This window comes from Limnohabitans sp. YIMB22184, assembly GCF_048020265.1.
In the GTDB taxonomy this organism is placed as follows: domain Bacteria; phylum Pseudomonadota; class Gammaproteobacteria; order Burkholderiales; family Burkholderiaceae_C; genus Limnohabitans_A.
Genome location: NZ_CP171843.1, coordinates 94,105 through 108,028 on the forward strand (window position 1 = coordinate 94,105; position 13,924 = coordinate 108,028).

Here is a 13,924-nt window from a genome sequence, read left to right on the forward strand (position 1 = left end):
CAAGCGCGTTGCTTTGTGGTGCGAGCCCCTGCTCGCGAATGGGTGCCCGGCTCAGCTGTATCCATGTGACCATGCAGACATTCGGCCGCGGGGCCAGCCCTCCCCCAAAAACCCATCCTGCATCTGCGAAAATGACCCAATGACTGAATTGAACACCATCGAACACGTCCAGGCCTTGGGTCAGCAGGCCAAACAGGCCTCGGCCCTGATGGCCAAGGCATCGGCTGCCACCAAAAACCAGGCCTTGCGCCATCTGGCCGCCTTGTTGCGTGCCAACACCGACGCCTTGCAACTGGACAACGCCAAGGACCTGGAACGCGCCCGCGCAGCCGGCCTGGCCGAGCCGATGGTGGACCGCCTGAAGCTCAGCCCTCAAGTGCTAGAGACTTGCGCCCAAGGCTGCGAGCAATTGGCGGCCATGCCCGATGTGATCGGCGAGATCATCGGCATGAAGCAGGTGCCCAGCGGCATCCGCGTGGGCCAGATGCGGGTGCCGATCGGCGTGTTCGGCATGATTTTCGAGAGCCGTCCGAACGTGACCATCGAGGCGGCCAGTCTGTCCATCAAAAGCGGTAACGCCTGCATTTTGCGCGGCGGCTCCGAGGCGATTGAATCGAACAAGGCCTTGGCCCAACTGGTGCAGCAAGCGCTGACCGAGAGCGGTTTACCGGTCGATGCGGTGCAACTGGTGCAAACCACCGACCGCGTCGCGGTGGGCCAACTCATCACCATGCCGCAGTTTGTGGACGTGGTCATCCCGCGTGGCGGCAAGGGCCTGATCGAGCGCATCAGCGCCGAGGCCAAGGTGCCCGTCATCAAGCACCTGGACGGCAACTGCCACACTTATGTGGACGATCCGTGCGACATCAACATGGCGGTCCGGGTGGCCGACAACGCCAAGACGCAAAAGTACAGTCCCTGCAATGCCAGCGAGAGTTTGCTGGTGGCACGTGGCGTGGCGGCCGAATTCCTGCCCAAAATTGGGGCGGTTTACGCGGCCAAAGGCGTGGAGATGCGCTGCTGCCCCAAAGCCAAGACCATATTGAGCCAAGTCGCTGGGGCCTATTTGAAAGACGCCACCGAGCAGGACTGGTCCGAGGAATACCTCGCCCCCATCATCAGCATCAAGGTGGTCGAAGGGGTGGATGAGGCGATTGCCCACATCAACCACTACAGCAGCCACCACACCGACGCTATCCTGACCCGTGACCACATGCACGCCCAGCGCTTTTTGCGTGAGGTGGACTCGGCCAGCGTCATGGTCAACGCCAGCACCCGCTTTGCCGACGGCTTTGAATACGGTTTGGGCGCCGAGATCGGCATCAGCACCGACAAATTCCACGCCCGGGGCCCGGTGGGCATCGAGGGGCTGACCTCACTCAAGTACGTGGTGCTGGGCGAGGGTGAGGTCCGCGGCTGAGCCCGGTCTTTTTGTGGCGTGGTGCACAAGCCCCTCGCTTTTTGTCCGGTCAGTGCTTGCAAAGGCGTTCTCCGGCCTCATATGATTCTTTTGTTTTTGTCATTTCAGCCTCATAAAGGTCGCCCATGGTTCCCCATCTTGTCACAGCCCTGACCGGCCCCATCAATGAGCTGGAGCAGCGCATCCTCGACTCCATGCCCGCGATCGAACGCTGGTTTCGCCTGGAGTGGATGGAGCACACCCCCCCGTTCTACACCTCGGTGGACATCCGCAATGCCGGCTTCAAGCTGGCCCCGGTGGACACCAACCTCTACCCCGGTGGCTGGAACAACCTGACGCCTGAAATGCTGCCTTTGGCGGTACAGGCAGCCCAGGCGGCGGTCGAAAAGATTTGCCCCGAGGCCAAAAACCTGTTGATCATTCCGGAAAACCACACCCGCAACACTTTTTACCTGACCAATGTGGCGCAGCTGCAGCGCATCTTCCACATGGCCGGTCTGAATGTGCGCCTGGGCTCGATCAACCCCGAGATCAAGGAAACCACCACCATCGAGTTGCCCAATGGCGAAAGCGTGACGCTCGAACCTGTGGTGCGCAGCAAGCACCGCCTTGGCCTGAAAGATTTCGACCCCTGCACCATCTTGCTCAACAACGACCTGTCGGCTGGTGCCCCGGGCATTCTGGAAGACCTGCACGAGCAATACCTGCTGCCGCCCTTGCACGCGGGCTGGAGCGTGCGCCGCAAGACCAAGCACTTCCAGAGCTACGAAGAAGTGGCCAAGCGTTTTGGCAAGTTGCTGGGCATTGACCCGTGGCTGATCAACCCGATGTTCAGCCAGTGCGGCGACGTGAACTTTGCCGAAGGCACCGGCATGGAGTGCTTGCGCAGCAATGTGGATGCGCTGCTGACCAAGATCAAGCGCAAGTACAAGGAATACGGCATCAACGAAAAGCCGTTTGTGGTCGTCAAGGCCGACAACGGCACCTATGGCATGGGCATCATGACGGTGCGCGATGTGGCCGATCTGGATGCGCTCAACCGCAAAACCCGCAACAAGATGAACGTCATCAAGGACGGCCAGACCGTCAACGATGTGATCATCCAGGAAGGCGTGCTGACCAACGAGCGCATCAACGACGCCGTGGCCGAGCCCGTCGTTTACATGATGGACCGGTATGTCGTGGGAGGCTTTTACCGCGTGCATGCCGAGCGCGGCGTGGACGAAAACCTGAACGCGCCGGGCGCCAGTTTCGTGCCTTTGGCCTTTGCTGACGCCCCGCACCTGCCCCAGCCCGGCGTCAAACCTGGTGCCAGCGTGCCCAACCGCTTTTACATGTATGGCGTGATTGGCCGTCTGGCCATGCTGGCGGCCAGCTACGAGCTGGAAGCGACCGATCCCGAGGCTGAGGTTTACGACTGAAGTTGCTGCACCGCAACAAGATCGACAGAAGTACGGTGACACGGGCCTGAAATCGGGCGCAAAATAGCGCCCTTGTTTGTCATCCGGCTTGACCCGCGTCAGGTCACTGCACGTGTCTTCCACCCGTTCTTCTCTTGTCGCATTGACTTTGGGCGCCATCGGCGTCGTGTATGGCGACATTGGCACCAGCGTGCTGTATGCGATGAAAGAGGTCTTTGGCTCCGGTCATGTGCCTTTCACGCACGACAACGTCTACGGCATCCTCTCCATCTTTTTCTGGACCCTGACCACCATCGTGTCGGTCAAGTATGTGGTGCTGGTGCTGCGGGCCGACAACCACGGCGAGGGCGGCCTGGTGGCCATGCTGGCACTGGCTTCCCAATCGGTGAAAGACCGTCCACGTACCCGCAAAGTCCTGCTGGTGGTGGGCATCTTCGGGACCTGCCTGTTTTATGGCGATGGCGTCATCACCCCGGCGATTTCGGTGCTGTCGGCGGTGGAAGGCCTAGAGGTCATCTCCCCCGCTTTCAAGAAATATGTCATCCCGCTGACGCTGGTGATCCTGTTCGGGCTGTTCTGGGTGCAAAAGCGCGGCACGGCAGGCATTGGCAAGTTTTTTGGCCCGATCACACTGGTCTGGTTTGCCACCATCGCGGTGCTGGGCGTGTCGCACATCGTGCACCACCCCGAAATCTTGTTGGCCATCAGCCCGCACTACGCTTTGGGCTTCATGTGGAACGAGCCCGGCACCACCTTCATCATCTTGGGGGCGGTCGTGTTGTGTGTCACGGGCGGCGAAGCGCTGTATGCCGACATGGGGCACTTTGGCAAAAAGCCCATTCGCCTGGCCTGGTTCAGCGTGGTCATGCCTTGCCTGACCTTGAACTATTTTGGCCAAGGTGCATTGCTGCTGGCCGAGCCCGAGGCCGTGAAAAACCCCTTCTTCATGATGGCCCCTGACTGGGCCCTGTTGCCGCTGGTCGGTCTGGCGACCATGGCCACAGTGATCGCCTCGCAGGCCCTCATCTCAGGTGCCTTCAGCGTGACCAAACAGGTGATCCAGCTGGGTTATTTGCCACGCCTGCAGGTGCTGCACACCAGCGAAACCGACACCGGGCAAATCTACATGCCCTTTGTGAATTGGGGCCTGTTCACGGCCATCGTTTTGGCCGTGGTCATGTTCAAGTCCTCCAGCAACCTGGCAGCGGCCTACGGCATTGCGGTGTGCACCGACATGCTCATCACCACCGTACTCACCTTCTTTGTGATCCGCTACGCCTGGAAGTTGCCGCTGGCGCTGTGCATCGGCGCAACGGGCTTTTTCTTTGTGGTCGATCTGGCCTTTTGGGCGTCCAACTTGCTCAAGCTGTTTGACGGCGGCTGGTTTCCGCTGCTCATCGGCGCGGCCGTATTCACCTTGATGCTGACCTGGCACGACGGCCGCAGCTTGCTCAACGAGTCACTGCGCTCCGACGCGCTCAAGCTGAATGATTTTCTTGAGGCGGTTTTCGTCGCCCCGCCCACACGGGTTGAAGGCACGGCGGTGTTTCTGACGGCGGAGCCGGGCAATGTGCCCAATGCTTTGTTGCACAACCTCAAGCACAACAAGGTGCTGCACGAGCGCAACCTGTTTGTAACGGTGCGCAGCCACGAAGTGCCGCGCATGGACGCCCAGCAGCGCCTGGAGGTCACCCCGCTGGGCCATGACTGCTGGCAAGTCATCGTGAACTACGGCTTCAAGGACAATCCGGACCTGCCCTCGGCCCTGGCCACCGTTGAAGGCGAGGGCTACAAGCTCGACCCGATGATGACCAGCTATTTCCTGTCGCGCGACATCGTGATTCCGACGATTGGCGGTGGCATGGCCACTTGGCGCGAAAAACTGTTTGCCCAGATGCACCACAACGCGAGCGCCGCAGCCGAGTTTTTGAACCTGCCCACCAACGCGGTGGTGGAGCTGGGCTCCAAGATCGAGATTTAAATCACTGACCCCATCGCCTCGCCCATCACGATGGGCCGGGTGGGTGTCCAGTCCTGGTTGAACCGCATCACCCCTTTGGGAAACAGCATCACCACGGTGGAGCCGAGCAAAAAGCGGCCCATCTCTTCGCCTTGGGCCAAGCCGATGTTGCCCATCTCGTAGGTCCACTCGCGCACTGTGCCCGGGCGCGGCGGGTTGACGACACCGTGCCACACGGTGGCCATGCTGCCCACAATGGTGGCGCCCACCAGCACCATCACAAAGGGGCCGTGCTCGCCTTCAAACACGCACACCACACGCTCGTTGCGGGCAAACAAGCCCGGCACACCGCGTGCGGTGGTCGGGTTCACCGAGAACAAATCGCCCGGCACGTAAATCATGCGCGTGAGCCGCCCGGCGCAAGGCATGTGGATGCGGTGGTAGTCGCGTGGGCTGAGGTACAGCGTGGCAAATTCGCCGTCTTGAAACTGCGCCGCCAATGCCGCGTCGCCGCCCACCAGCGCTTGCGTGCTGTAGCTGTGGCCCTTGGCTTGAAACACCTGGTCACCCACGATAGGTCCGCACTGGCTGATCGCGCCATCCACGGGGCTCACCAAGTCGGCCGCTGCCAGGGGGCGGGCACTCGACTTCAAAGGGCGGGTGAAGAATTCGTTGAAGCTCTTGTAGCTGGCGGTGTCTGAGTTGGCGGCTTCGGCCATGTTCACGTTGTAGCGTTTCACGAACCAGTCAATGATGCCGGTGGTGGCGCCCCCCCATTGGCTGCCCGCCACCCAGCCGGCAAAGGCGGTCAGGGCTTGTTTGGGGATCAGGTACTGCGGCAAGACCGCGACGCGGTCGGAGAAAGAGCTGGACATGAAGAGGCCGCCGGGGCGTTTCTGAATAAGGGCCTGATTTTATCGGGCGATGGCCGCGGGTTTCCCCGTGGGGGAGCAGGCACAATCCAGCCATGAACACCCCTTTGCTTTCGGTCGAACACCTGGTCAAACGCTACGGCGACACCACCGTGGTCAATGACCTGTCTTTCCACATCAACCCCGGCGAGTGCCTGGGCGTGATCGGCCCCAACGGCGCGGGCAAAACCACCACGCTGCGCATGTGCCTGGGCTTGTCCGAGCCGGGCAGTGGCGACATCCGCTATTTTGAAGGCCTGCAAATGCCGCGTGACGCGCTGGCCATCAAGGCCCGCCTGGGCGTGGTGGCGCAAATGGACACGCTGGACCCGGACTTCACCGCCGAGGAAAACCTGCTGGTCTTTGGTCGCTACTTCGGCCTGCCCGACGCCGTGATCCGTGAGCGCATTCCGCAGCTGCTCGAATTTGGGGCCCTCAGTCACAAAGCCCAAGCCAAGCCCGGCGAGTTGTCGGGCGGCATGAAGCGGCGCTTGAGCCTCTCGCGTGCGCTTATCAACCACCCGCAGCTCTTGATGCTGGACGAGCCCACCACGGGCCTGGACCCGCAGGCGCGGCACCTGATGTGGGAGCGCCTGCAAGTGCTGCTGCAAGAGGGCAAATCCATCTTGCTGACCACCCACTTCATGGACGAAGCCGAGCGCCTGTGCAGTCGCCTCTTGGTGCTGGACCAGGGCCGCAAGATTGCCGAAGGTAAACCCCGCGATTTGATCGCCGAGCACCTGGAGCCCGAAGTGGTCGAGGTGTTTGGCCAAGGCGCGGTGGCGCTGGCGCAAGAAGCCATCCTGAAAGCTCTGGCCGGGCGTGTCGAGGTCAGCGGCGAAACGGTTTTCTTTTACACCCAGGACAGCCGCGCCTTGATGAGCGCACTGCAGGCTTGGCCCGCGCTTCGGACCTTGCACAGACCTTCCAACCTGGAAGATCTGTTTTTGAAATTGACCGGACGCCAGATCCGAGAGGAAGGCTGACCATGAGCCAAATTCAAAACAACATTTGGGCCGCGCCCCGTCTGTCCATGCGCTGGTGGCCTGTGTTCCAGCGCAACTGGCTGGTCTGGAAAAAGCTGGCCATCCCCAGCCTGGTGGGCAACATCGCCGAGCCGCTGATGTGGTTGGTCGCCTTTGGTTACGGCCTTGGGGCCCTGGTCGGGCAGATCGAGCTGGGCGGCGAGAAAGTGCCCTACATCCTGTATCTGGCCAGCGGCAGCATCTGCATGAGCGCCATGAATGCGGCAACGTTTGAAGCGCTGTACTCGGCGTTCTCCCGCATGCATGTGCAAAAAACCTGGGACGGCATCATGAACGCCCCGGTACGACTCGATGACGTGGTGCTGGCCGAAATGCTATGGGCCGCGTTCAAAGCGCTGTTCACCGTCACGGCTATCTTGGGTGTGATGCTCGCCTTGGGCATCAGCCACAGCTGGAAACTCTTGGGGGCTTGGCCTGTGCTGCTGGGCGTGGGCATCACCTTCAGTTGCATGGCGTTGATCTTCAACGCGCTGGCCAAAGGCTACGACTTCTTCACCTATTACTTCACCCTGTTCCTCACGCCCATGATGTTCCTCTCGGGTATCTTTTTCCCGCGTGAGCAATTGCCCGGTTTTGTGCGCGTCATCGCCGACTGGCTGCCCTTGTCGGTGGCTGTGGACCTGGTACGCCCCCTGTTTCTGGACCGCTGGCCAGACCAGCCGCTGCGCCATGTGTTGGTGCTGGCGGGGTTTGCGGTGGTGTCGTTCTGGGTGGCGCTGGCGCTCACCAGGAAGCGGTTTCGCAGCTGACGAAATGAACTGGTTCAGGTTCACCCGCTAAGATATTTCATTCATTCATACCCATTAGATTCTCTCAAGGAAAAAACATGAGCATCCAGACCGTAGGCATCATTGGCGCAGGCACCATGGGCAATGGCATCGCACAGGCGTGTGCGGTGTCGGGCATCCAGGTGGTGATGGTCGATATTTCTGATGCGGCCGTGGCCAAGGGCGTGGCCACCGTGGCCAGCAGCCTGGACCGTCTGGTCAAGAAAGAAAAAATCAGCGAGGCCGACAAGGCTGCAGCGCTGGCCCGCATCCAAGGCTCCAGCAACTACGACGACCTCAAAGGCGCCCAGCTGGTCATCGAAGCCGCGACCGAAAACCACGAACTCAAGGTCAAGATTTTGAAGCAACTGGACGCCCTGCTGGCCCCCAATGTGATCATCGCGTCCAACACCTCGTCGATCTCGATCACCCAATTGGCCGCTGCCACGCAGCGTGCGGACCGCTTCATTGGCATGCACTTCTTCAACCCCGTTCCCATGATGGCGCTGGTGGAAATCATCCGTGGCCTGCAGACCAGCGACGCCACACACGACGCGGTGCACGACATGGCGCTGGCCCTGGGCAAGACCCCGATCACCGTCAAGAACGCTCCCGGCTTTGTGGTCAACCGCATCCTGGTGCCCATGATCAACGAAGCTTTCTTTGTGCTGGGCGAGGGCCTGGCCGAAGCCGAGGCGATTGACGCAGGCATGAAGCTCGGTTGTAACCAGCCGATTGGCCCGCTGGCGTTGGCCGACATGATCGGTCTGGACGTGTGTCTGGCCGTGATGGAGGTCTACCTCAAGGAGTTCGGCGACAGCAAATACCGCCCCAGCCCCTTGCTCAAAGAAATGGTGGCCGCAGGCCGCTTGGGCCGCAAGACCGGGCAGGGCGTTTACAAGTACTGAAGTGCTTGTCGGACGATCCTTGGATTGCCGTCCATTTGGCTTGCGAGACTTTCACCACCAAGCCGGGTCTCGCCCCGGCGGGCGACTCACTTTCTCTTGCTTCGCCAAGAGAAAGTAAGCAAAGAGAAGGCGAGCCGGATTCATCGTCCCTCCGCTAGCGCTCCGGGCACGCTGCGTTGCCCGGCCTGAACGGGGTTCGCCGCAAACTCGCTTCGCTCAAACACGCGTCGCCCCTGATCCGTTCAGTCCTGCGCTACTCCCCGACTCATAACGGCGGGGTGAACCGCCATGCTGTCACGTTCGTGAACACGGCATCGCCATGTCGACCTCTAACATGGTGTCATGAACACCACCCCCCACCCCGAAGGCCAGATCGACTGCAGCGTGCACGGTGCGGTCCTTCAAATCTGCATCAACCGCCCTGCCAAGCGCAACGGTTTCACGCCCAAGATGTACCGCGAGCTGGGCGAGGCCTATACCCGGCTCGACGACGACCCGGCCCTGCGTGTGGGCGTGTTGTGTGCTGCGGGTGCGCATTTCACGGCCGGGCTGGACTTGCCCACCATTGCGCCGCTCATGCAGCGCGGCGAAAAAGCCGTGCCGCTGGGGCTGGTGGACCCGCTGAACCTGGGCATGGAAGGCTACCGCCGCCGCGTCAAACCCATGGTGGTGGCGGTGCAGGGCATCACTTACACGCTGGGCATTGAACTGATGCTGGCCGCCGACATCGTGGTCGCGGCCGACGACTGCCGGTTCTCGCAATTGGAAGTGCAGCGCGGCATCATGGCCACGGGCGGGGCCACGCTGCGCATGGCCGAGCGCTCTGGCATGGGCAATGCGCTTTTGCATTTGCTCACGGCCGATGTGTTTGACAGCGCCGAAGCCCTGCGCCTGAACTTTGTGCAAAAGGTGGTGCCCGCGGGCAGCCTTTTGCCCGAGGCCCTGCGCATCGCCGAGCAAATCGCCGCCCAGGCCCCGCTGGCGGTGGTGGCTACACGGCAAAACGTGCTCAAAGCGGTGGAGCATGGACCGCTGGTGGCCATGCACGACTTTTTGCCCGTGCAGCAACGCTTGTCGCGCAGCGAAGACGCGGCCGAGGGCGTGCGCTCGTTTGTGGAAAAACGCGCTGCACGGTTTACCGGCCAGTAGACGTCGGGCGTGCGCCACAATCGGTGCATGACCGATGCCCACGCCTTGCACCCCTACGCCGAACTCACCCCTGACCGGGTGATGGACGCCCTGACCGATCTGGGCCTGTGGCCCGACGGCCGTTTGCTGGCGCTCAGCTCTTACGAAAACCGCGTGTACCGTGCGCACCTGGATGAACCCGTTCAGGGCAGCGCGGCCGTGGTCCTCAAGTTTTACCGACCCGGCCGCTGGAGCCAGGCGCAGATTCAGGAAGAGCACGACTTCGCGGCCGAACTCCTGGCCAATGAAGTGCCCGTGGTTGCGCCCTTGGTTCTGAACGGCCAGACCCTGCACCAAAGTGCAGGCTTTGATTTTTCGGTCAGCCCCTTGCGCGGCGGCCGTACGCCGGAGCTGGACGACTTTGAAGTCCTCGAATGGATCGGCCGTTTCTTGGCCCGCATCCACACCGTGGGCGCGGCCAAGTCCTTTGTGCACAGGCCCACGCTCGATGTGCAGACCTTTGCGCTGGAGCCCGCCGAGTGCCTGCAAACGCACCAAATGATCCCGTTGGAAGTCGAGCGCGAATGGCGCGAGGCCTTTGCGGCGGCGCTGGCCTTGGTGCAAGAACAAATGGCGGAAGGTGCATCGGAACGCCGCCTGATTCGCCTGCACGGCGACTGCCATCCGGGCAACATCTTGTGGACCCCCACCGAGCTGCCCGGTGGCGGCCCGCACTTTGTGGACCTGGACGACGCCCGCATGGGCCCTGCGGTACAAGACCTGTGGATGCTGCTGTCCGGCGACCGCCGTCAGCGCACGCAGCAGCTGTCAGTCCTGCTCGAAGGGTACGAACAGGTGCGTGACTTTGACCGCGCCGAGTTGCGCCTGATCGAGCCGCTGCGCACCCTGCGCCTGATCCATTACAGCGCCTGGTTGGCGCGGCGCTGGGAAGACCCGATTTTTCCGGTCAACTTCCCTTGGTTCGGCACGCCCGATTACTGGCGCGGCCAGGTTCTGATGCTGCAAGAGCAAGTCGAGCAGATGCAGGAAGACCCACTCAGCGTTTGAATTCAGCGCCGGACGGTTTGCAAGCCCAGCGCCATCGCGCAGCCAATCAGGGCCGGTTGCTCGGCGCGGATCACGTAGGTCGGGATGCGTTGCATGTAGCCTTCAAAGCGGCCTTTGACCTCAAAGGCGGCGCGAAAGCCCGACTGTGCAAAGTAGTCGCCCAAACGGCCAACGATGCCGCCCCCAATGTAGATGCCGCCCCGCGCCCCCAGCGTCACCGCCAGGTTGGCAGCGGCGTTGCCCAACAGGCGGCACATGCGCTCCAGGGCTTCTTCGCAGGCGCCATCTTTTACGGCCAAGGCGCGCGCCGTCACTTGTGCAGCGGTCAAGGGTTCGGCCTCGGTGCGGTTCAGCTCGCAAATGGCCCGGTACAAGTTCTCCAGGCCCATGCCCGAAATGGCCCGTTCGGCCGAGACGTGCGGGTAGGTGCGCCACAAGATGCGCAGGATGTCGGCCTCGCGCTCGCAGGTGGGTGACAGGCTGACATGCCCGCCTTCGCCGGCAATGGGCACCCAGTCGCCCCGGCGTGAGCGCACCAAAGACGACACACCCAGGCCTGTGCCCGGGCCGATCAGGCCTTTGGGCGCATCGGGCACCGGCTCACCCGAGCCGATTTGTTCCAGATCGGGGCCCCTCAAGGCGGGTGCTGCCATGGCCATGGCTTCCCAGTCGTTGAGCATGAGCAGCTTGTCCAGGCCCAGCGCCTGGCGCGTGGCCTCGATCGAAAACTGCCAATGGTTGTTGGTCATCTTCAGCACATCGCCGTCGATCGGGTTGGCAATGGCAATGCAGGCCTCTTGCACCGCAGCTTGCCCCACCTGTTGCAAATAGGCCTGTGCAGCCGCTGCCAGATCGGGAAATTGCCCAGTGGGCAGGGTCATTTCGTGCGTGAGGGGCGAGCCGTCGCCGTGCGCCAGGGCAAAGCGCGCGTTGGTGCCGCCGATGTCGCCCAGCAGGCGAGGGTTTGGGTCTGGAGCGTGGGTCATGGATTCGTTTAAGTGGCTTGGTCAATTTGTGCACGGCAGGTTATCAGCCCGAGTGTGTCTTTGGGGTGGATCGAGTTACCAGCCGGGTTCAATTTGTGGGCGTCGGTGACAGCGGAAAATGGATCGATACGCACAGGCCGTGGGGCTTCACCCCGCCAAGCTGGACTTCGCCTTGGTGACGCTCCACGATTTCCTTCACGATGGCCAAGCCCAGGCCACAGCCTTGGCCCACATCGCTCGCCCGTACAAACCGCTCGAACACGCGTTCGCGGTCCGCTTGGGACAAACCTGGCCCACTGTCCGAGACTTGCAGCAAGGCCTGCGGTTTGGCGCCGGCCATGTCTGCAGCCACACGCACGGTCACCTGACTGCCCGCGCCGGCATATTGCAGCGCGTTGTCGATCAGGTTGCTCAGGGCCTCGCGCACCAGCAGCTCGTTGGCCTCGATCCAGACCGGTGCAGTGGCGCGCTCGTCCAAGCCCAGATCGATGTGCGCTCGCAGTGCACGCGGCACCCATTCGGCCGTCAGCGTTTGGGCCAGGCGTTGCAAGTCAAAGCGTTTGCGGTCCTGGGCCATGACCGATTCAGGCTCGGCACGCGCCAGTGTGAGCAACTGATTGACCAGGTGCGCGCTGCGTGTGGCGCTGTCATGCACGCGCTGCAAACGGGCACGCAGCTCGGGGTCGGTGGTGGACTGCAGGGCGATTTCGGTCTGGCTTTTGAGGCCCGCCAGCGGTGTGCGCAGTTGGTGTGCGGCATCGCCAATGAAACGCTTTTGCGTGGCCACGGTGTTTTGCACCGCCGACAGCAAGGTGTTGATGGCCGTGGCCAGTGACCACAGTTCACGTGGGGCCGAGGCCAGCTGCAAAGGGGCCAGGTCCGTGGGGGCGCGGCCTTCGACCTGCTGGCGCAAACGGCCCAGCGGTGCCAGCCCTGCCCGGATGCCCAGCCACACGATCACCGTCATCAGCAGCACCAGGCTCGACATGGGCAGCAGCATGTCCACCAAAATGCGCCGGGCCAGTTCTTCGCGGTTGGCGCTGCTGCGTGCCACCTGCACCAGCATCGTTTGCTGCGCTGCGCCGTCGTCGCCAAAACTCAGGTACAGCGCCACCAGCCGCAGTGGCTGACCTGTTGGGGTGTGCAGGGCCGCGCGGCCATTGACTGGCATGGTGCCGTCATAAAAATACGGCGTGTTCAATGCCGGCGGCTCGTCACTGTGGTGTGCCGGGGGCGGCGGCAGAGCCTGGTTGCCCAAAATGAATTGCCCGGGCGGTGAGCTGACCATGTAGAGTTGGCGGTCTGCGGGGTCGGCTTCGAGCACGTCTTGCGCCGCGCGTGGAAAGTCAATCAACAGGCCATTGCCAATGGGCTTGAGCTGCCTGGCCAGCGAGCGGCTCGCTTGCAGCAAGCTGGCGTCAATCGCCTCGTTGGCATAACCCGCTGCGAAGCGGTAGGTGGCCACCCCCCCGGTCATCCACAGCACCAGTTGTGGCAGCAGCACCCACAACAACAACTGCCGGGCCAGTGAGACGCCCGCTTGGCCGGTGGGAAGGTGAGGGTGGTTCATGCCTCGGTTTCGAGCAAATACCCCAAACCGCGCACGGTCCGTATGCTCAGGCGTGCCCCTTCGAGCTTGCGCCGCAGTCGGTGGATGTAGACCTCGATCGAGTTGCCGCCACCGGTCTCGCCGCTGTCGTCAGCCCAGGCCTGGTGAATCTGCTCTTTGGTCACCACCTGGTCGCGTTGCTGCACCAGCAATTCCAAAAGTGTCCATTCGCGCCCGCTCAACTCCAAGGGCTCGCCCGCCAACATGGCGCGGCGTGTGGCCTTGTCCAGCGTCAGCTCGCCTGCCCATGTCGGTGTGTTGGCCGGTTGGCTGCGCCGAAGCAGGGCTTGCAAGCGGGCCAATAACTCTGGAAAGTCAAAAGGTTTGGTCACGTAATCGTCGGCCCCAGCCTGCAGGCCGGCAACCCGGTCGTCCAAGGCATCGCGGGCCGTCAACAAGACCACAGGCAAAGTGGGTTGGGTTTGGCGCACATGCTGCAACACCGCCAAGCCGTCCAGCATGGGCAAGCCGATGTCCAGCACGGCAATGTCGAAAGCTTGTTTGTTCAGCAAGTAGTCGGCCACTGCCCCATTGGGCGCGTGTTCCACCGTAAAACCGGCGCCGCCCAGCTGAGTTTGCAGGGCATCGGCCAGCATGGCGTCGTCTTCGGCAAGCAGCAATTTCATGGCTGCAAGCTTAATGGATTGTTCAGCCCGTGGCCTCGCATCCTGGCGCATGGGCACTCAGGGTTTAACCTAGT

General features: G+C 62.2%; 12 protein-coding genes. 8 read left to right on the top strand and 4 right to left on the bottom strand.

The genetic code is table 11. From position 1 onward, the window contains the following. Positions 1 to 139: 139 nt before the first annotated feature. From ACHEXL_RS00445 to ACHEXL_RS00455, 3 genes are all read left to right on the top strand, one after another. The gene (locus tag ACHEXL_RS00445) at positions 140 to 1,420 is read left to right on the top strand and encodes a glutamate-5-semialdehyde dehydrogenase (RefSeq protein ID WP_416560119.1); all 1,281 of its coding nucleotides are present in this window, start codon (positions 140 to 142) and stop codon (positions 1,418 to 1,420) included. A 125-nt stretch (positions 1,421 to 1,545) separates the two neighbouring features. Continuing rightward, positions 1,546 to 2,841, top strand: a complete 1,296-nt coding sequence (gene gshA / locus ACHEXL_RS00450; protein WP_416560120.1) for a glutamate--cysteine ligase — start codon at positions 1,546 to 1,548, stop codon at positions 2,839 to 2,841. 112 nt (positions 2,842 to 2,953) lie between these two features. After that, the gene (locus ACHEXL_RS00455; protein WP_416560121.1) at positions 2,954 to 4,822 is read left to right on the top strand and encodes a potassium transporter Kup; all 1,869 of its coding nucleotides are present in this window, start codon (positions 2,954 to 2,956) and stop codon (positions 4,820 to 4,822) included. On the opposite strand, the gene asd is transcribed toward ACHEXL_RS00455, so the two are convergent. Next, positions 4,819 to 5,676, bottom strand: coding sequence for an archaetidylserine decarboxylase (gene asd / locus ACHEXL_RS00460; RefSeq protein ID WP_416560122.1), 858 nt, complete (start codon positions 5,674 to 5,676; stop codon positions 4,819 to 4,821). The genes ACHEXL_RS00455 and asd overlap by 4 nt on opposite strands. A 92-nt stretch (positions 5,677 to 5,768) precedes the next feature. On the opposite strand from asd, the gene ACHEXL_RS00465 reads away from it, so the two are divergent. The 5 genes from ACHEXL_RS00465 to ACHEXL_RS00485 all read left to right on the top strand — a co-directional run bounded on the left by ACHEXL_RS00465 (position 5,769) and on the right by ACHEXL_RS00485 (position 10,629). Beyond that, positions 5,769 to 6,698: an ATP-binding cassette domain-containing protein gene (locus tag ACHEXL_RS00465; RefSeq protein ID WP_416560123.1), complete on the top strand. Its 930-nt coding sequence runs from the start codon at positions 5,769 to 5,771 to the stop codon at positions 6,696 to 6,698. Positions 6,699 to 6,700: 2 nt separating this feature from the next. Beyond that, complete coding sequence (locus tag ACHEXL_RS00470) at positions 6,701 to 7,507, top strand: ABC transporter permease (protein WP_416560124.1); 807 nt, start codon at positions 6,701 to 6,703, stop codon at positions 7,505 to 7,507. Positions 7,508 to 7,584: 77 nt separating this feature from the next. After that, a complete protein-coding gene (locus ACHEXL_RS00475; protein WP_108427305.1) occupies positions 7,585 to 8,433 on the top strand; it encodes a 3-hydroxybutyryl-CoA dehydrogenase in 849 nt (282 codons plus the stop codon). A gap of 342 nt (positions 8,434 to 8,775) precedes the next feature. Beyond that, on the top strand, positions 8,776 to 9,582 hold the full coding sequence (locus tag ACHEXL_RS00480; protein WP_416560125.1) for a crotonase/enoyl-CoA hydratase family protein: 807 nt from the start codon (positions 8,776 to 8,778) through the stop codon (positions 9,580 to 9,582). A gap of 27 nt (positions 9,583 to 9,609) precedes the next feature. Beyond that, positions 9,610 to 10,629 (top strand): serine/threonine protein kinase, encoded by a 1,020-nt coding sequence (locus ACHEXL_RS00485; RefSeq protein ID WP_416560126.1) that lies wholly within the window; start codon positions 9,610 to 9,612, stop codon positions 10,627 to 10,629. A gap of 2 nt (positions 10,630 to 10,631) precedes the next feature. Here ACHEXL_RS00485 and ACHEXL_RS00490 read toward each other — a convergent pair whose 3' ends face one another. The 3 genes from ACHEXL_RS00490 to ACHEXL_RS00500 all read right to left on the bottom strand — a co-directional run bounded on the left by ACHEXL_RS00490 (position 10,632) and on the right by ACHEXL_RS00500 (position 13,850). Further along, the gene (locus tag ACHEXL_RS00490; RefSeq protein ID WP_416560127.1) at positions 10,632 to 11,615 is read right to left on the bottom strand and encodes a glucokinase; all 984 of its coding nucleotides are present in this window, start codon (positions 11,613 to 11,615) and stop codon (positions 10,632 to 10,634) included. An 88-nt stretch (positions 11,616 to 11,703) separates the two neighbouring features. Further along, positions 11,704 to 13,185 carry a sensor histidine kinase gene (locus ACHEXL_RS00495; RefSeq protein ID WP_416560128.1) on the bottom strand — a complete coding sequence of 494 codons (1,482 nt, stop codon included), beginning with the start codon at positions 13,183 to 13,185 and terminating at the stop codon, positions 11,704 to 11,706. Next, positions 13,182 to 13,850 (bottom strand): response regulator transcription factor, encoded by a 669-nt coding sequence (locus ACHEXL_RS00500; protein WP_416560129.1) that lies wholly within the window; start codon positions 13,848 to 13,850, stop codon positions 13,182 to 13,184. The genes ACHEXL_RS00495 and ACHEXL_RS00500 overlap by 4 nt, the downstream gene beginning before the upstream one ends. Positions 13,851 to 13,924: the final 74 nt, after the last annotated feature.

Excerpts from the sequence above, each read along its gene's own strand:
- ACHEXL_RS00445 (WP_416560119.1), top strand. The coding sequence starts at position 140 with ATGACTGAATTGAACACCATCGAACACGTCCAGGCCTTGGGTCAGCAG.
- gshA (WP_416560120.1), top strand. The coding sequence starts at position 1,546 with ATGGTTCCCCATCTTGTCACAGCCCTGACCGGCCCCATCAATGAGCTG.
- asd (WP_416560122.1), bottom strand. The coding sequence starts at position 5,676 with ATGTCCAGCTCTTTCTCCGACCGCGTCGCGGTCTTGCCGCAGTACCTG.
- ACHEXL_RS00465 (WP_416560123.1), top strand. The coding sequence starts at position 5,769 with ATGAACACCCCTTTGCTTTCGGTCGAACACCTGGTCAAACGCTACGGC.
- ACHEXL_RS00470 (WP_416560124.1), top strand. The coding sequence starts at position 6,701 with ATGAGCCAAATTCAAAACAACATTTGGGCCGCGCCCCGTCTGTCCATG.
- ACHEXL_RS00475 (WP_108427305.1), top strand. The coding sequence starts at position 7,585 with ATGAGCATCCAGACCGTAGGCATCATTGGCGCAGGCACCATGGGCAAT.
- ACHEXL_RS00480 (WP_416560125.1), top strand. The coding sequence starts at position 8,776 with ATGAACACCACCCCCCACCCCGAAGGCCAGATCGACTGCAGCGTGCAC.
- ACHEXL_RS00485 (WP_416560126.1), top strand. The coding sequence starts at position 9,610 with ATGACCGATGCCCACGCCTTGCACCCCTACGCCGAACTCACCCCTGAC.
- ACHEXL_RS00490 (WP_416560127.1), bottom strand. The coding sequence starts at position 11,615 with ATGACCCACGCTCCAGACCCAAACCCTCGCCTGCTGGGCGACATCGGC.
- ACHEXL_RS00495 (WP_416560128.1), bottom strand. The coding sequence starts at position 13,185 with ATGAACCACCCTCACCTTCCCACCGGCCAAGCGGGCGTCTCACTGGCC.
- ACHEXL_RS00500 (WP_416560129.1), bottom strand. The coding sequence starts at position 13,850 with ATGAAATTGCTGCTTGCCGAAGACGACGCCATGCTGGCCGATGCCCTG.